This is a genomic window from Agromyces litoreus, assembly GCF_040496015.1.
Classification (GTDB): domain Bacteria; phylum Actinomycetota; class Actinomycetes; order Actinomycetales; family Microbacteriaceae; genus Agromyces; species Agromyces litoreus.
In genome coordinates this window covers 30787-46964 of record NZ_JBEPKA010000010.1, presented here as the reverse complement: position 1 = coordinate 46964, position 16178 = coordinate 30787, and the positions used below count along the sequence as shown (strand labels likewise).

18 protein-coding genes are annotated in these 16178 nt (G+C 74.2%); 9 read left to right on the top strand and 9 right to left on the bottom strand.

What is annotated here, in order from left to right; all coding sequences use genetic code 11:
• Positions 1-702: a DUF2306 domain-containing protein gene (locus tag ABME01_RS09220; protein ID WP_353828103.1), complete on the bottom strand. Its 702-nt coding sequence runs from the start codon at positions 700-702 to the stop codon at positions 1-3.
• 230 nt (positions 703-932) lie between these two features.
• On the opposite strand from ABME01_RS09220, the gene ABME01_RS09215 reads away from it, so the two are divergent.
• The 3 genes from ABME01_RS09215 (at position 933) to ABME01_RS09205 (ending at position 4718) form a co-directional block, all read left to right on the top strand.
• Entirely contained in the window at positions 933-3212 is a 2280-nt protein-coding gene (locus ABME01_RS09215; protein ID WP_353828102.1) for a hypothetical protein, read from the top strand.
• A 110-nt stretch (positions 3213-3322) separates the two neighbouring features.
• Positions 3323-3814: a GNAT family N-acetyltransferase gene (locus ABME01_RS09210; protein WP_353828185.1), complete on the top strand. Its 492-nt coding sequence runs from the start codon at positions 3323-3325 to the stop codon at positions 3812-3814.
• Between the two features lie 109 nt (positions 3815-3923).
• The gene (locus ABME01_RS09205; RefSeq protein ID WP_353828101.1) at positions 3924-4718 is read left to right on the top strand and encodes a bestrophin-like domain; all 795 of its coding nucleotides are present in this window, start codon (positions 3924-3926) and stop codon (positions 4716-4718) included.
• Here the strand turns inward: ABME01_RS09205 and ABME01_RS09200 are convergent.
• From ABME01_RS09200 to ABME01_RS09170, 7 genes are all read right to left on the bottom strand, one after another.
• The gene (locus ABME01_RS09200) at positions 4715-5518 is read right to left on the bottom strand and encodes a DUF2306 domain-containing protein (protein WP_353828100.1); all 804 of its coding nucleotides are present in this window, start codon (positions 5516-5518) and stop codon (positions 4715-4717) included. The genes ABME01_RS09205 and ABME01_RS09200 overlap by 4 nt on opposite strands.
• A 64-nt stretch (positions 5519-5582) precedes the next feature.
• The gene (locus ABME01_RS09195) at positions 5583-6533 is read right to left on the bottom strand and encodes an NAD(P)/FAD-dependent oxidoreductase (protein WP_353828098.1); all 951 of its coding nucleotides are present in this window, start codon (positions 6531-6533) and stop codon (positions 5583-5585) included.
• A 6-nt stretch (positions 6534-6539) separates the two neighbouring features.
• Positions 6540-7322 (bottom strand): VOC family protein, encoded by a 783-nt coding sequence (locus ABME01_RS09190; RefSeq protein WP_353828096.1) that lies wholly within the window; start codon positions 7320-7322, stop codon positions 6540-6542.
• Between the two features lie 96 nt (positions 7323-7418).
• Entirely contained in the window at positions 7419-8339 is a 921-nt protein-coding gene (locus ABME01_RS09185) for a 3-methyladenine DNA glycosylase (protein WP_353828095.1), read from the bottom strand.
• 83 nt (positions 8340-8422) lie between these two features.
• Complete coding sequence (locus tag ABME01_RS09180; RefSeq protein ID WP_353828094.1) at positions 8423-8740, bottom strand: hypothetical protein; 318 nt, start codon at positions 8738-8740, stop codon at positions 8423-8425.
• Between the two features lie 45 nt (positions 8741-8785).
• Positions 8786-9223, bottom strand: coding sequence for a GNAT family N-acetyltransferase (locus tag ABME01_RS09175; RefSeq protein WP_353828093.1), 438 nt, complete (start codon positions 9221-9223; stop codon positions 8786-8788).
• A gap of 144 nt (positions 9224-9367) precedes the next feature.
• On the bottom strand, positions 9368-9850 hold the full coding sequence (locus ABME01_RS09170; protein WP_353828092.1) for a DUF3806 domain-containing protein: 483 nt from the start codon (positions 9848-9850) through the stop codon (positions 9368-9370).
• Positions 9851-10046: 196 nt separating this feature from the next.
• Here ABME01_RS09170 and ABME01_RS09165 point away from each other — a divergent pair, with 196 nt between their 5' ends.
• The 3 genes from ABME01_RS09165 to ABME01_RS09155 are packed head-to-tail and all read left to right on the top strand — an operon-like array spanning position 10047 to position 12985.
• On the top strand, positions 10047-10967 hold the full coding sequence (locus tag ABME01_RS09165) for an intradiol ring-cleavage dioxygenase (RefSeq protein ID WP_353828091.1): 921 nt from the start codon (positions 10047-10049) through the stop codon (positions 10965-10967).
• A 33-nt stretch (positions 10968-11000) separates the two neighbouring features.
• Positions 11001-12545, top strand: a complete 1545-nt coding sequence (locus ABME01_RS09160; RefSeq protein ID WP_353828090.1) for an ATP-dependent DNA ligase — start codon at positions 11001-11003, stop codon at positions 12543-12545.
• Positions 12542-12985, top strand: coding sequence for a VOC family protein (locus tag ABME01_RS09155; RefSeq protein WP_353828088.1), 444 nt, complete (start codon positions 12542-12544; stop codon positions 12983-12985). The genes ABME01_RS09160 and ABME01_RS09155 overlap by 4 nt, the downstream gene beginning before the upstream one ends.
• A 42-nt stretch (positions 12986-13027) precedes the next feature.
• Here the strand turns inward: ABME01_RS09155 and ABME01_RS09150 are convergent, their stop codons facing one another.
• A complete protein-coding gene (locus ABME01_RS09150; protein ID WP_353828087.1) occupies positions 13028-13663 on the bottom strand; it encodes a dihydrofolate reductase family protein in 636 nt (211 codons plus the stop codon).
• Positions 13664-13824: 161 nt separating this feature from the next.
• On the opposite strand from ABME01_RS09150, the gene ABME01_RS09145 reads away from it, so the two are divergent.
• The 3 genes from ABME01_RS09145 to ABME01_RS09135 all read left to right on the top strand — a co-directional run bounded on the left by ABME01_RS09145 (position 13825) and on the right by ABME01_RS09135 (position 16151).
• Entirely contained in the window at positions 13825-14442 is a 618-nt protein-coding gene (locus ABME01_RS09145; protein WP_353828086.1) for a histidine phosphatase family protein, read from the top strand.
• A 117-nt stretch (positions 14443-14559) separates the two neighbouring features.
• Entirely contained in the window at positions 14560-15111 is a 552-nt protein-coding gene (locus ABME01_RS09140; RefSeq protein ID WP_353828085.1) for a hypothetical protein, read from the top strand.
• A 41-nt stretch (positions 15112-15152) separates the two neighbouring features.
• Positions 15153-16151, top strand: a complete 999-nt coding sequence (locus tag ABME01_RS09135; protein WP_353828084.1) for a phosphotransferase family protein — start codon at positions 15153-15155, stop codon at positions 16149-16151.
• Positions 16152-16178 lie beyond the last annotated feature (27 nt).

Genomic DNA, 16178 nt, shown 5'->3' with positions numbered 1-16178 from the left:
TCATGATAGGAGTGCGCCGCGCGCGGCGGAGCGCGCGGTCGACCGCATGCGCCGCGGCATCCGTCGGGCCCGGCGCCGGATCACGACCTCGGCGACGGCGAGGTTGATCGCCCACCCCGCGCCCATGAGGATCGCGTTCACCGTCGGGCCGGGCTCGCCGAAGGCGAGCGCCCAGAGGCCCAGCGTGAAGACCTGCGTGCCCGCCCCGAGCCCGAGCGCGTACGCCCGCGTCATCCAGGCGCTGTGCGTGACGACGTCGCCGCGTCGGATGGACAGGAACGCGAGCACGATCCCGCCCGCCATCGCGGTGCCGACGACGAGCCGCAGCACGAGGAGCGCCGGGCCGTTGCTGTCGGGGAGGTCGTAGAAGACCGCCATCCACATGCCGGACAGTGCCGACGCGAGGCCGGCCGGCACGAGCACGCGGCCGGCGAACCGATGCCAGCGCCGACGTCGGAGCGACGGTGCGAACTGCAGCGCGCCCAGCACCAGGAACACCACCGACGAGACGATGTGCACGACCACCGGGACGGGGGAGTCGAAGAACCGCTCGTTGGCGGGCGTCACCTCGGCCCCCGTCGACAGCTCCGTGAGGCGGAAGGCGCCCGCGGTCATGGGCACGAGGGTCAGCAGGATGAGCCCGGTGGGGACGACCCACTCCGGGAGGCGGCGACGCGGCGGGACGATGGCGGTCTCGGTCATGTCCCGATGCTCGGCGGGCGGGCGGATGGACGCCTCGGTCGGACGGCCGGATCTCCTCGTCCGATCGGACGAGGGCGACGAAGGCGGAGGCGTGTCGAACCGCCGTGCTGCGGCGCAGTTCCCGGCGGCCCTGTCCCCGGAGGGCCGCCGCTCAGTAGACTCGCGCCAGGCAGGCGCGGATCATGCGGGGGAGCAGGGCACGGCCAGGATCGACGCGAGCACCGGGGGCAGTGCTCGCGGTCGGAGCTGCGCTCCCGCTCACGGGCTGCGCGAGCAGCATCGGGGACACCTCCTCGCTGAGCGCCTGGACGACCTCCGTCGGCGCGCGGTGGGACGCCTTCGTCGACGGGGTGCTCGTTCCGCTCGGCGACACGCTCCTCGCCATGCTCATCGCGTGGCTCGTCCTCGCCGTCGGGGCCCGGCTCGTCGCACTCCTGCCGGGGATCCGGAACCTGCGGGCCACCCGCCGCACGGGGTCCGTCCTGCGCGTCGCGGGCTGGACGCTCGTGCTCCTCGTGCCGGTCGCGATCGTCGTCGCGACCGCCTACGCCGACGACGGGTTCGCGGCCTGGCTGATCGTCGCCCTCCCGCTCGCCCTGCTCACCGTCGGCATCCTCGGTCCGGGCCTCGCGACCCGGTCGAGGCTGGACGCGAAGGTCATCGGTCCCGACGGCTCGGTCAACACGGCGTGGTCGATCGACGCGCTCATGCAGGTGCGCAACGCCAACCTCGACGATCCGCGCGAGCGCGTCGAGCGCCCGAGCTCACCCGACTTGGGCGAGTTCATCGCGATCGCCGACCGCAGCGGCAGCGGCGTCGCCTCCGCGATCGCCTGGCTGTTCCAGGTGCTGTTCAACTCCGCCCCCTGGATGCTGCAGGTGACCGTGCTCGACTCCCGGTCGGGCATCGCCACGCTCCGGCGCAACGGGCGGCCGCTCGACGAGGTCGAGCTCGCCCTCGAGTGGGACTCGATCGAACTCGACCAGCACCGCAAGCTGCTCGCGCTCGCCGCGGGCTTCACCGCGATGACGATGGCCGACCGGTACCCCGACGTCCGCGGCTTCTACCGTGCGACCAGCTGGAAGTCGGTCGGCTTCCTCGGCCTCGCCCGGATGACGCGGGGCGACGAGCGCCGCCACTACCTGAGTCGCGCGATCGAGGAGGATCCGACGAGCATCCTCGCCGAGTACGACCGCGTGTTCGACCGGTACCGGCAGGTCGAGGACCGGATGGGCCTCGAGGCGTTCCTCGACCGGCTCGAGCCGCTCGTCAACCAGGCCGCGTGGCTGTGCGGCGAGGATCCGGTGTTCCCCGACGTGCAGCAGAAGGTGTGGCACGACTACGTCCGCGTCTCCGCGGAGCTCGGGCCGACGCCGCTCGACCCGGCCGACGTGCGGCCCGTGCTCCGACCCATCCAGGCCCGCATCGACGAGCGGCGGCGCGCCCGCCCGATCGCGCCCGAGCCGTGCGCGATGCTCCTGCGCACGCTCATGCTCTACCTCACCGCCGCCCGCAACTGGGCGGCGTACGTCGACCTCGACGGCGAGGGGATCGACGAGGTCGACGTGGCCCGTCGCCGCGAGCGCATCCGCGCGGCGGTCGAGCGCGACATCGCGCTGCTCGAACGTGAGAGCGCCGCCCCGCGGCACGACCCGAGCCGCGTGCTCTCGCGCATGCGCGCCCGGGCGGCGCTCGGCTACATGATCTTCAACCCGGATGTCGCCGACCGGTGGGGCGAGCCCGTGGCTGCGCCGGGCGCCGGCGGCGGGACCGATCCGGGACGCAGGTCGGCCGCGGCGGGCCGATGGCTGCAGGAGGCCGGAAGCTCGCTCGAGACCGAGATCCGCTACTCGTACGCCTGCTTCACCGCTCGGCGGGCGCGCGAGATGGCCGAGCACGCCGAGCGCGAGCTGCTGATCGAGGAGGCGATCCGCGGCGTGCGGTACGCCCGCTACGTCGACTACTACGTCCGCGAGGCGGCGCGCGATCCCGAGCTCATGCTGCTCGGGCACGAGCCGCGGATGCGCGGGCTCGTGCTCTCGCCGATCGCGACCGCCTGGCAGGTCGCTCGGTTCGCGTCGCTCCGACCGCGCCTGGAGCGTCACGGCATCCTCGACCCGCGCCGGATCTCCGCGGACCCGTCGCTCGCGAGCCTGCGCGAGGAGCTCGACCTCGACCCCGAGGACTTCGCTCTGCTCATCGACGCCTCGGCGATCCTGCGCGCCGGGCTCGAGACCGACGAGGGGGGCCTCAGCGAGGAGGACCGGCTGCGCGCGGTGCGTCACCTCATCGACGACGCGGGGTACTCGGTCGCCGCCTTGACCGGGACGTTCGCCGAGCAGTTCGACGCCCTCGCCAGGTCGGTCGCCGGTGCGGTGCACTGGGTGCCCACGGCGGAGGAGCTCGAGGACGTCGCACGGTTCCTCGTCGGCCTCATCGCCCACCTCGAGGCCGAGACCGGCGAACCCGAACCGCCCGCGCCGGAGTCGCCGATCCGCCTCGTCGGCTGACGCACCGCCCGCGCCCGGCTCCGCCGGACCGGTCGACTCCGACGGCGGCCCGGGCCGGCTCGCGACACCAGCCCGAAACACGCACCGGCGACAATGGGGGAGTGAGCCCCATCCCCGCCCAGCCGCTCGACATCCGTGCCGGCGACCTGGCCGACCCCCGGGTCCTGCGCCTCCTCGAGGACCACCTCGCCGACATGCACGCGACCTCACCGGCTGAGAGCGTGCACGCGCTCGACGTCACCGGGCTGTCGGCGCCGGAGGTGTCGTTCTGGACCATCGGCGCGGGTGACGAGCTGCTCGGGTGCGTGGCGCTGAGGGAACTCGACGCGAGCCACGGCGAGCTGAAGTCGATGCGCACGGATGCCGCGGCGCGCGGACGCGGCCTCGGCGCCCGCCTGCTCGAGCACGTGCTCGCCGAGGCGACCCGCCGCGGCTTCCGGCGGCTGAGCCTCGAGACCGGCGCCGAGGACTTCTTCCTCCCCGCGCGCACGCTGTACGCGAGGTACGGCTTCGTGGAGTGCCCGCCGTTCGCCGACTACCGGCCCGACCCGAACAGCGTGTTCATGACCCTCGAACTGCGACCGGCCGATTCGCGCACCTGAGGGGGCGCGGCCCGCGGGGCCCCGTGCGCGACCCTCCGGGCGAGCTGCGCCGGCGGGCGCCCGCGCGTTCGTAGGCTGAGCGACGTCGGCGGTCCATGGGGAGGACGGCGTGAACTGGTTCTACGACACCACCGTCTGGGTCACCCTGCCCGTCTTCGTCGGCGGATTCGTCGTCGTGTCGTGCCTGATCGTCTGGGGCATGCGTCCGGTCGTGCGACGACTGGTCACCGACACCGCCGAATGGGACCGCACGCTCGCGCACGTCATCGGCACGTTCGGGCTCTTCTTCGGCATCCTGCTCGCCCTCGTCGCCGTCTCGGTCTACGAGAACTACGCCGTCACGCGTGCCTTCACGGTCGTCGAGGCCCGCGAGACCGGGGCGCTCGTGCGTGCCACGACCGCGCTGCCCGAGGAGATCGGGGAGCCGATGCGAGAGGTGCTCGACGACTACCTCCTCACGGTGATCGAGTCGGACTTCCCCGATCAGCGGGTCGGGGTGCTGCCCGACGCGAGCGTCGAGCAGGTCGACGCGTTCGAGGACCTCCTGCACCGGGTCGAGGCGGAGACCATGACCGAGCAGGCCGAGTTCAAGCAGGTGCTCGAGGACTACGAGGCGTTCTACGACGCGCGGAGCGAGCGCATCGACGCCACCGCACTCGCCCTGCCGCCGCTGATCTGGCTCGTGATCTGGGTGGGCGCCGCGGTGAACGCCGTGCTCATCGCGTTCATCAGCGTGACGCGGCTGCGGATGCACCTGGTCATGTCCGGCCTGCTCGCCCTGTTCATCGGCCTCGTGATCTTCATGACCGCCGACATGGACCGGCCGTACGCGGGGCACGTCGCCGTGAATCCGGGCGCCTACGAACGGGTCTACGAGCAGGTGTTCGAGGGCGGCGTCGACTAGGTCGCGGTCGGCGTCGCAGCGGCCGGCCCGGTCGCCGGCGTGAGCCGGTACGCGGGGAGCCCGCGCCGCCGGATGAGCCACTCGGCCACGATCAGGTTCGGCATCCACGCCAGGAACGGCACCGCGGCGTACGCGCCGGCGAACGCGGCATCCGCATCGAAGCCCGCCGGCCCGGCGAACGGCACCTGCGCGAGGATCAGCAGCGGGATCCACAGCCGCAGCGTGACCGCCGCGTACGTGAGGGCGAACGCCCGCATCATCCACGACCGGTGCAGGTCGACGTCGCCGCGACGGATGGCGCGGTAGCCCCGCCATCCGAACAGCAGCCACAGCACGGCGAGGGTGCCGAACCCGAAGAACCCGACGATGCCGCCCGAGCCGAACACGGCGAGCACGAGCCCGGCCACGCCGCCGAGGCCGATCGCGGTGAGCGCGGTGCGACCCATCCACCGGTGCACGCGGGGTGCGCGATCGCGCAGGCCGGCCCAGAACTGGAACGGGCTGACGAGGAGCGCGATCCCGCCCGCGACGACGTGCACGTAGAACGCCGCCAGCACGAACGCGGGTTGCGCGGCGTAGTGCTCGGCGATGCCGCCGCCCGCCTCGGCGAGGGCCGGCATCGAGGTCGTGAGGTACGGCGCGACCGCGAAGGCGGCCAGCGCGAGCGAGGAGAGCAGCAGCCAGGTCCAGCCGATGCGCGTGGCGAGACGGCGCCTCGGCACGCCGCCCACGGCGGTCGCCGTGGCGGCCGAGGCGGCGGGTGCGGGGGTGGTGCCCGTGTCGGATCCGGTCGTGGTCATGCGGCGACGGTATCGACGACCGGCTCGCGCCGGCATCCGGGCAACCCCCGCATCCGCCGAGGGGTCACCGGCGTTCGACCGCGCGGCGGATGTCCTCCTCGACCAGGTCGGCGTTGATCGCCGTGCCCGCGAGGTTGCCGGTGGACATCGCCCAGGGCACCGACGAGCGGGGGCCGATCACGTTGCCGGCGGCGTAGAGGCCCCGCACGCTCGTGCGACCCTCGTCGTCGACGACGACGTGCCGCGTGCCGCCCTGGCGCATCGCCCGCGCGCCGAGCTGCTGCAGCACGGCGTCGTTCGGCACGGCGCGCGGCGCCACGAACACCACGTCGGCCTCCAGCTCGCCGCCGTCGTCGAAGCGGATGCCGCGCAGCGCGCCGTCGTCGCCCTCGAGCACCTCGGCCACCACGCGCTCGTCCACAGCGATGCCGCGCGCGTCGAGGCCCTCGCGCGTCGCGGGCGGGAGCGCCGCGCCCTGCGTGACGAACGTCACGTCGCTCGACAGCTCGCGCAGCAGCTGCGCCTGGTGGGCGTTCGCCGCCCCGGAGGCGATCACGACGATGCGCCGGTCGCGCACCTCCCAGCCGTCGCAGTAGGGGCAGAGCACGACGCCGCGGCCCCAGTGCCCGGCGAGGCCCGGGATGTCGGGCAGCTCGTCGACCGTCCCGGTCGCGACGAGGACGCGACGCGCCGCATGCCGTTCGCCCGAGTCGAGCACGAGCTCGAACGCGAGCCCCTCGTCATCGGCGTCGTGCGCGTCGAGCGTGCGCGCCTCGGCGACCTCGCCCGACTCGACGGCGACGTCGTAGCGCGTGAGCTCGGCGCGGCCGGCGGCGAGGAGGTCGAGCGGCGGCGTGTGGTCGCGGCCGAGCACCCCGTGCATGTGCGGGGCGGTGCGGCTGCGGGGCCGCCCGCCGTCGACCACGAGGACCCGGCGGCGCGAGCGGCCGAGCATGAGGGCGGCGCTCAGGCCCGCGCTGCCGCCGCCGACGACGATGACGTCCCAGCCCTGCACGCCGGCCTACTCCGCGGGCCGGTCGGTGGGCGAGGCCAGGACGAAGTACGCCCCGGTCGGGTCGATGAGGCCGGCGCGCCGGCCGTCCGGCACGTCCCACGGCGGCACGACGAGGGTCGCGCCCGCCGCGACCGCGCGCGCCACCGCGTCGTCGAGGTGCTCGACCTCGAATCCGACGTGCCAGCTCGGCGGCAGGTCGTCGCCGACGATGCCCGAAGCGTCGAGGATGCGCGCGAAGGTCCGGCCGCGGTGCCGGTACACCGCATAGCCCGGTTCGCCCTCGCCGTGCTCGATCTCCCAGTGGAAGGCGTGGGCGTAGAAGCGCTCGGCGGCCTCGAAGTCGTCGGCCGCGAGCTCGAACCGGGTGGGCGCGCCCGGCTCGTCGTACACGTCGAAGCCCGGAAGGCCGCCCGGCTGCCAGTAGCCGACGACCGCGCCGGTGGCGTCGATCGCGAGGCCCATGACCCCCATCTCCGGGATGTCCATGGGCTCGAAGAGCACGGTGCCCCCCGCCTCCCCGATGCGCTCGCTCGTGGCCGCCGCGTTCCAGGTGAGGAGGTAGACGGTCCAGTGCGGCGGAGCGGGGTCGTCGTCGCGACGCGGTGCCGCCCCCGCGACCCGCTTCCCGTCGAGCCGGAAGGTCGTGTAGCCGCCGTACCGCTCGTCGTCGCTGCGCTCGGCCGTCCAGCCGAAGACCTGCTCGTAGAAGGCGATCGTGGCGTCGAGGTCGGTCGTGGTCAGGTCGACCCACGCCGGAGCCCCGGCGACGAGATCTTCGGATCCGGGCATGCATGCCTCCTGTCGGAGCGTTGGGACGAACCCGGGCCGACCGGCCCGTGGGCGCTTCCGGATGCTAGCACCGCCCGCCGACCGCGCGACATGGGGTCAGGCGTCAGGGCCGGGCCGCCGCGCGTCCGCCGCGACGTCGGGGAGCGCGGCCAGGATGCGGCCGCGGAGCACGTTCGCCCGCTCGGCGAACCCGCGCTGCCGGCGCACGTACTCGGCCTTGCCGTCGGCGGTCTCGATGCGCACGGGCTCGCCGCCCCAGGGCTCCATGTCGTACGGCGAGGCCTGCATGTCGAGGTACCGGATGTCGCGCGCGAGCTCGAACGCGTCGAGCAGCAGTCCGCCGGGCACGAGCGGTCCGAGCTTGACCGCCCACTTGTAGACGTCCATGTTCGCGTGCAGACACCCGGGCTGCTCGAGCTCGGGCTGGGTCTCCCGGGTCGGCGCGAAGCGATTGCGGGGCGTCGCGTCGGGCGTGAAGAACCGGAACGCGTCGATGTGCGTGCACCGCAGGTCGTGCGCGTCGACGACGTCGTCGGTCGCGGCCTGGCCGAGCCGGAGGGGCACCGGATGGCGGTGCTCGCGCTGCCGGTAGACCATCGCCCACTCGTGCAGTCCGAAGCACCCGAACTGCGCGGGTCGTGCGGCGGTCAACCGCAGCATCCGTTGGACGGCGCGCAGCATCGGGCGCTTCTCGGCGCGCATCGCGGCGTCGTCGACGAGGAGGCCGCGCGGGCTGCGTCCCGGCGCGTACCAGCGCCAGTCGGCGCGAGGCGTGCCCGCGGCATCCGCGAGCTCGACGCCGGCGCCGGGGTGCCACCGCCCGAGCAGCGACGGCGAGTACGAGTAGTAGGTGAAGAGGAAGTCCTCGATCGGATGGCGCTCGCCTCGCGCCCGGCGCTCCCGGTGCGCCGCCGTGAGCGCGTCGGCCCGATCGGCGTGCGCTCGCTCGCGGTCGCGCCAGTCGGCCGCGTCGAGGACGCGGGCCGGGGCGGCGAGCACGGAGGCGGGAGTGGGCACCCGACGAGGATAGGAGACCGTCCTGAACGCCGGTCGAGGCGGCGCGGCGCCGAGTCGCGTGACCGCGTCGCACCGCGATCGGGTCAGCGGGCGAGCTCGTCGACGTACGCGAACGCATCGCCCGCGATCGACGACCATTCGCTCTCGCGCGCGCACGGCACGACCGCCCGCTCCCGCATCGGACGCCCGCGCATCACCATCGGCTGCAGCGCGAGCTCGGCGATGCGCGCTTCGGGCAGCTTCACCACGAGGTCGCCGCCGCGCTCGACGAACGCGAACAGCTTGCCCCGCACCGAATAGCCCTCGGACCCGAACATGCGCCCGACGGAGACGTCGGGTCGGTCGATCAGGTCGGCGGCCGCCGTGGCGAGACGCTCGCGGCCGCGCGCACGTGCGTCCATGTCGGGAACGGTAGCGCCGGCCGCCGACATCCGTGCGTGCCCGGCTCAGGGCGCGGGTTCGACCGCGTTGGCGCCGCGGACCATCCACTGGTCGGGGCGCGCGAGCGGCTCGAAGCCGAAGCGCGCGTAGAGATCGTGCGCGTCGCCCGTGGCGAGCGCGATCCGCTTGAGCCCGAGCGGTTCGAGGCGCTCGACGACGAAGCCGATGAGGCCCACGCCGACCCCGCCGCCCCGCGCCTCGGGTGCGACGATCACGTCGCACAGCCAGGCGAAGGTGACGCCGTCGGTCACGATGCGCGCGTACCCGAGCTGCTCGCCGGTCCCCGCGTCGAACGCGCCGTAGTTCCACGACCCGTCGATCGCGGCATCCTGCACCGCGCGAGGTCGGCCGAGGGCCCAGTACGCGTGTTCGGAGAGCCACTCGTGCACGCGGGCCCGATCGAGCTCGCCCGTGTCGTCCGAGTAGCGGATGCCGCCTGCCATCCGCTCATCCTCGCACCCGCCGCCCGATGGTCCGGCGAGATGACGCAGATCGCTGCAGGGAGGTGGGGGAACCGCGATTCGCGTCATCTCGCTGGAACGGCGGGCGCGGCGCGCGACGCGCCGCGGCCGTGGGCGGACGAGCGGTCAGCGGCGACGGCGGTCGGGCGTCTGCACGAGGCGACGCGCCTGGGTGAGCCGCTCCGCGTGCTCCACGAGGAACGCGCCGGTCGTCTGCTCCTCGCGCCACTGCTCGTCGACGACGCCGATCGGGTTCACGAGGACCTGGCCGCGCGACTGGTAGAGCGCCAGCTCGAGTCCGGTCGCGTGCTCGGCCAGGCGCCACGACAGGCCCGTCCGCCGGGCGACGTACTCCCCGAACGCGGTGCCGAGGGCGTTGACCATGATCGTCGGGTCGTCCCGCTCGGGCGGATTGATGCGCCGCCATCCTGCCGCCCAGCGCTCGTACACCGCGGCGACCTCCTCGATGGCGTCGGGGTCGGCACCGGCGTCGGCCACCAGCGCGACGTGCGCGTCGATCCACTCGCGCTCGGGTTCGCCGATCTCGACGAGGCGCGGCACGGGCAGCGCGTCGTCGACCGGGACCGTCCGGCGGGAGAAGAGGGGCACCCGACGATTCTCGCCGATCGGCGGAGGCCTCGCGTACCGTCCGGCGGTCGCGCGTCGCGTTCCGGAACAGGCGGCGCACCGGGAACGCATGGCCGGCGCATCGGGACCGCATGGCCGATCGACAGGATCGGGCCGCATCGTGGAGCGCACGCCGGCATCCCGACCCCCGGGCCGGCACGACGCGAGGAGATGACCCATGGCGCGAGCGCACGACGAGACCGGCACCGGCATCCCGCCCGCCGACCCGCGCTGGATCGACGAGAACGGGGCGGAGATCGACGAGGACCACCGCGGGCTCACCTACGACATCCGCACGCTCATCGACCGGCGACGTGCGCTCGGCATCTTCGGCGGGGTCGGGCTGACGTCGCTCCTCGCCGCGTGCGGCATCGCCGACGACCCGGCCTCGACCGCGGCGAGCCAGGCAGCGTCACCCGGATCGGCCGGCGCCTCGGCCTCGCCGAGTGCCACGGATGCCGCGGGCGGCGGCGCCGTCGACGAGGTCCCCGATGAGACCGCGGGGCCGTACCCCGGCGACGGGTCGAACGGCGTGAACGTGCTCGACGATTCGGGCATCGTGCGCAGCGACATCCGCTCGGCGTTCGGCACGTCGTCCGTCGTGGCGGAGGGCTTGCCGCTGACCATCCGGCTCACCGTGCGCGACGCCGCGACGGGCAGCGCGCTGGCGGGGGCCGGGGTCTACCTCTGGCACTGCGACCGCGACGGGAACTACTCGCTCTACAGCCCGGGACTCGAGGACGTGAACTACCTGCGCGGCGTGCAGGCGACCGACGACTCCGGCACGGTCACCTTCACGTCGATCTACCCGGCGTGCTACAGCGGCCGCTGGCCGCACATCCACTTCGAGGTCTACGCCGACGTCGAGAACGCCGTCGCCTCGGGGCCCATCGTGAAGACGTCGCAGATCGCGCTGCCCGAGGAGGCCAACGCGGCCGTCTACGCCACGGCCGGCTACGAGCAGAGCGTGCGCAACGTCGCGCGGGTGAGCCTGGCGAGCGACAACGTCTTCGGCGACGACGGCGGGATCCACCAGGTCGCCTCGATGTCCGGCTCGGCGTCGACCGGGTACACGGCGGCGCTGACGATCGGCGTGTGAGCCGCTGTCGGCGGCGGATGCGACGATGGTCGCGTGCTGCTCGATGAGCTCGTCTCGACGCTCGAACGGGTCGCGTCGACCCGCTCCCGGCTGGCGAAGGTCGACGCGCTCGCGGGGCTGCTCGGCGGGCTCGAGCCCGCCGAGATCCTGCCCGCGGTCGGCTTCCTCACCGCGACGCCCCGGCAGGGGCGCCTCGGCGTCGGCTGGCGCACGCTGCAGGGCGGGCTGGGGGAGCCGGCCGATGACGCCACGCTCACGATCCTCGACGTCGACGCGATGCTCGACCGGCTCGCGGCGGCCACCGGCAGCGGCTCCGGCGCCGAGCGCGCCGCCGTCCTGCACGACTTCGGGGCCCGGGCGACGGCCCGAGAGCAGGACCTCGTCTCGCGCGTCATCCTCGGCGAACTGCGCACCGGAGCCCTCGCGGGCGTGCTGACCGACGCGATCGCCCGCGCCGCAGACCGCCCTGGCGAGGCCGTCCGACGCGCGGCGATGCTCTCGGGCGACCTCGGCGAGACCGCCCGGATCGCCCTGACCGGCGCGCCGGGCGACCTCGACGCCGTGGGGCTCGTGGTCGGCCGTCCGGTGCTGCCCATGCTCGCCGGCACGGCGCCGAGTGCGACCGCGGCGCTCGAGCAGGTCGGCGAGGCCTCCGTCGAGGTCAAGCTCGACGGTGCCCGCATCCAGGTGCACCGGTCGGGCGACGACGTGCGCGTCTTCACGCGGAACCTCGCCGACATCACGCACCGGGTGCCCGAGGTGGTCGAGGTCGTGCGTGGCCTGCCGGCGACCCGGCTCATCCTCGACGGCGAGACCCTCGCGCTCGACGAGTCCGGCGCGCCGCGACCGTTCCAGGAGACGATGTCCCGCTTCGGCGCCGACGCGGCGCGCGAGGTGCAACTGCACCCGTGGTTCTTCGACGTGCTGCACGTCGACGGCCGCGACCTCATCGACGAACCGCTCGGCGTGCGGCGCAGCGAACTCGAGCGCGTGACCGGCGCGTACCGCATCCCCGGCGAGGTGACCGACGACGCCGACGTCGCCGAGCGCGTCGCGCGCGAGGCCCTCGCCGCGGGTCACGAGGGCGTCGTCGTGAAGGGCGTCGACGCGCCGTACGCGGCCGGCCGCCGCGGCGCGAGCTGGATCAAGGTCAAGCCCGTGCTCACCTACGAGCTCGTGGTGCTCGCCGCCGAATGGGGATCGGGGCGCCGCCAGGGGTGGCTCTCGAACCTGCACCTCGGCGCCCGCGACCCGGAGGGCGAGTTCGGGGCCCCCGGCGGCTTCGTGATGGTCGGCAAGACGTTCAAGGGCCTCACCGACGAGCTGCTGCGCTTCCAGACCGAGCACTTCCCCGAGATCGAGACGCGCCGCACCGCGAGCACGGTCTTCGTCGAGCCGGTGACGGTCGTCGAGATCGCGATCGACGGCGTCCAGCGCTCGCGCAGGTACCCCGGCGGCATCGCGCTGCGCTTCGCCCGGGTCAAGGGCTACCGCGACGACAAGGGCGCGGGCGAGGCCGACACGATCCAGGCGCTGCGGGGGCTGCTCCGGGGCGGAGACGAAGGAGGAGCGGGATGACGGACGGCACGCACGCGGACGCGGGCGAGGGGGCCGGAGCGGGGCGCGTGCGGCAGCTGCGACTCGTCGTGGAGGCCGAGGACTTCGAGGCGGCCCTGGCCTTCTTCCGCGACGCGCTCGGCATGCCGGAGCAGGAGGCCTACAGCGGCGACGACGGCGCCGAGGTCCGGATCCTCGACGCCGGCCGCGCGACGCTCGAGCTCTCGAACCCGGCGCAGGTGCGCTTCATCGACCGCGTCGAGACCGACGGCGGGCGCAGCGATCGGATCCGCGTCGCGCTCGAGGTCGACGACGCCCCCGCCGTCGCGGACGACCTGGTCGCGGCCGGCGCCGAGCTCGAGGCATCTGCGCGCGAGACGCCGTGGCGCTCGGTCAACGCGCGGCTCCGGGCGCCGGCCGGGCTCCAGCTCACGCTGTTCCAGGAGCTCGACCGCCCCTGAGCCGAGCGGTCGCGCTCCCGGCCGGCTCAGGGCCCTGCCGGCTCAGGCCCCGCCCGGCTCCGGCCGATCCGGGTCGATGTCGATGCCGGTTTCCGGCACGCCGGCCCGGTCGTAGACGAGCGCGACGGCCCCCTTGGGGAACGCGATCGGCGGCTGCGCCAGCGTGAACGCCGCCGGGAGCGTGCCGCCGCCGAACAGGCGCTTGCCGGTGCCGAACGCGATCGGGTAGACGTACAGGTTCAGCCGGTCGACGAGGTCGAGCTCGAGCAGGCTCCGCACGAGTTCGCCGCTGCCGATCACGTGGACCTCGTCGAACTCCCGCTTGATCGCGCCGACCTCCGTCGCGACATCCGTCAGCACCGTCGTGCCGGTCCACGTCGGGTCGGCGAGCGTGCGCGACGCGACGAACTTCGGGACGGCGTTGAGCTTCCTGCCGATCGGATCGTCGGGGTCGACGAAGGGCCAGTACCCCGCGAAGATGTCGTAGGTGCGGCGGCCGAGGAGCAGCGCGTCGAAGCGGTCGATGCCCTCGCCGATCACCCGCCCCGACACCTCGTCGGCGTAGGGCGCCTGCCAGCCGCCGAACCCGAAGCCGTTCGACGGGTCCTCGTCCGGCCCGCCCGGCGCCTGGTAGACGCCGTCGAGCGTGATGAACAGGTCTGCGGCGAGCATGCCCATGGTGCTCCTCTCCGGGCGTCACGGTACCGAGCCGGCGGGCCGGCCGTCGAGGGGTCGTGCGACGATGCCCGCACGACTCCGCGCCGCCCAGCGGGGCCGGCACGACCCGCCCGGCACGCCCCCCGGCATCCGTCCAGCAGTGCCCGCCTAGGCTGGTGGGCATGCAGCTCGCCCTCATCCGCCACGGCCAGACCGACTGGAACCTCGACGGGCTCATGCAGGGCCGCACCGACATCCCGCTGAACGGCACCGGTCGCGCGCAGGCCGCCGCCGCCGTCGCCGAGCTCGACGCGGCGGACTGGGACCTCGTCGTCAGCTCGACGCTCGGCCGGGCCCGGGAGACCGCCGCCATCCTCGCCGAGGGCCTCGGCCTACCCGTCGCCGGCGAGTACGTCGACCTCGTCGAGCAGGACTTCGGCGCGGCCGAGGGCACGTTCGTCGCCGAGATCGACGAGCGGTGGCCCGGTCGCGAGTTCCCCGGCAAGGAGCCCGAGCACGAGGTCGGGCCGCGCGGCGTGCGTGCGCTCGACCGGATCGCGGCGGATCACGCCGGCGCGCGCGTGCTCGCGGTCGCGCACGGCACGCTCATCCGCCACGTGCTCGGTGAGCTGAGCGGCCACGAGCCGCGCAGCTACCCGAAGCTCGACAACCTCTCGATCTCGCGCATCGACCGGATCGACGGCGGATGGGGCGTGCGGACCGTCGCGGGCACCCCGTTCGACGAGGTCCGCGCCGGGCTCGTCCCGTTCGCCGGGGCCGCGCTCGACCGCAGCGCCTGACGCCGCAGCGCGGGCGCGCACATCGGCGACACCCGCGTGTTGCGATCGCGGAACGATCGTGCGACGAGCCGATGACGGCCCTCCCCGCCCCCGCTCGGCCGGACGTATGATCCGGAAATGGAGGCACCGGGCAGCACCACACTGGTCGTCGTCGGCGAGGAGTCGACCGCTGCGATCGGGTCCCTCGCCGGCCTCGCGAACGTCGAGAGCGCGACGTTCGCCGAGATGACGGAGGCCACCGACGCCGAGGTCGCGACGTGGTCGACGACCTCGCGGGCCCCGTTCGTCGTGCACGACCGCGACCCGCTCGGGCACGTGGCATCCGCATGGGTCGAGTTCTACGACGAGCGGTCGACCCTCGGGGTGCTGCAGCTCGAGATCGAGCAGGTGATCGACCAGGTCGCGCGGCACGGCATCCGCGTGCCCGACTACTACGTGGTCCTGGAGCCCGAGTCGCTGCAGGGCACCTGGATGCACTGGTGGCTCGGCGTCGTCGCGGCCGCCTCGCCGAGCCGCGTGCTGCCGTGGGAGCCCGGCGACCAGCCGCTCGCGGGGCTCATCCGGCGCCTGCCGACCGCCCGGGCGTGGCCCGAGGTGCACGAGTGGCTCCCCGGCGTGATCAGGGCGGTGCCCGACCGGTTCGGTCCTGGCCTGCCCGGCGCGGCCTGAGCGCGTTCGACCCGGGCGGCCTGCGCGGATAGCGTGGCCGCGTGGAACCCGACCAGCCCGCCGCCACGCCGGAGATGCACGCCGTCGCGCGCCGGTTCGCGAACGGACGCGGTCGGGACGTCGCAGGGGTGGCGAGGCTCGGGGGCGGCATGGCCAACGAGGTCGCGATCGTGACGCTGGACGACGGCACCCGCGTCGTCGCGAAGCTCGCCCCGGCGGACGGCGGGGGACTGAGCCATGAGCGCGCGCTGCTGCCGACCGAGGCACTCGCGCTCGCGGCGCTCGCGACCCCCGAGGTGGCGCAGCCCGTCCCGCTGGAGCAGTTCGCGGTGCGCGGGCGCGACGCCCTGGTCATGACCGAGCTCCCCGGCGCCCCGAGGGTCGGGGGCGTCCCGCGCGACGGACTGGGGCGCGCGGTCGGCGCCATGCACCTCGCGGGAGCGCGGGTCGACGGCGTCCGGTTCGGGTACCCCCATCGCCCGGAGCTGCAGGCGAGGTCGGCGCGCGAGGGGTACCTCTGCCTCGTCGACGCGGCGCTCGCCGATGCACGACGGTTCGAGGTCGGCCTCGGCCGTCCGGTGGCGGAGGTCCGCGATCGGCTGGCCGCGGCGGCGTCGGCGTTCGACTCCGTGCACCGGCCCACCCTCGTGCACTTCGACCTGTGGGACGGCAATGTGCTGCTCGACGACGGCGACGGCGACCGCGCCGAGCGGATCAGCGGGTTCGTCGACCACGAGCGGGCGATGTGGGCCGACCCCACCGCGGACCTCGCGTCGCTCGCCCTCTTCACGCCCGTCCCCGAGGCGATCCTCGCGGATGCCGCGTTCTGCGACGGGTACCTGGCCGGCACCGGGCGCTCCCCGCTCGAGGGCGACGGCGCGGTCGAGCGCGCCAGGCTCTGGGCCGCGTACCTCGCCATCCTGATGATCGTCGAGGCGGTGCCCCGTCGCTACTCCGGCGACTGGTTCGTGGACCAGGACGCGCGCACGCGCGCCTGGTTCGACGCGACCCTCGATGCGATCGGCGGATCGGCGGGCTGACCGGCGCATCCGCGGGCACCGGGCGGC

Bases quoted from the DNA above. Each gene is read 5' to 3' on its own strand.
- ABME01_RS09175 (WP_353828093.1), bottom strand. From the start codon at position 9,223: ATGGCAGGCGGCATCCGCTACTCGGACGACACGGGCGAGCTCGATCGG.
- ABME01_RS09165 (WP_353828091.1), top strand. From the start codon at position 10,047: ATGGCGCGAGCGCACGACGAGACCGGCACCGGCATCCCGCCCGCCGAC.
- ABME01_RS09145 (WP_353828086.1), top strand. From the start codon at position 13,825: ATGCAGCTCGCCCTCATCCGCCACGGCCAGACCGACTGGAACCTCGAC.
- ABME01_RS09220 (WP_353828103.1), bottom strand. From the start codon at position 702: ATGACCGAGACCGCCATCGTCCCGCCGCGTCGCCGCCTCCCGGAGTGG.
- ABME01_RS09140 (WP_353828085.1), top strand. From the start codon at position 14,560: ATGGAGGCACCGGGCAGCACCACACTGGTCGTCGTCGGCGAGGAGTCG.
- ABME01_RS09150 (WP_353828087.1), bottom strand. From the start codon at position 13,663: ATGGGCATGCTCGCCGCAGACCTGTTCATCACGCTCGACGGCGTCTAC.
- ABME01_RS09190 (WP_353828096.1), bottom strand. From the start codon at position 7,322: ATGCCCGGATCCGAAGATCTCGTCGCCGGGGCTCCGGCGTGGGTCGAC.
- ABME01_RS09200 (WP_353828100.1), bottom strand. From the start codon at position 5,518: ATGACCACGACCGGATCCGACACGGGCACCACCCCCGCACCCGCCGCC.
- ABME01_RS09180 (WP_353828094.1), bottom strand. From the start codon at position 8,740: ATGGACGCACGTGCGCGCGGCCGCGAGCGTCTCGCCACGGCGGCCGCC.
- ABME01_RS09155 (WP_353828088.1), top strand. From the start codon at position 12,542: ATGACGGACGGCACGCACGCGGACGCGGGCGAGGGGGCCGGAGCGGGG.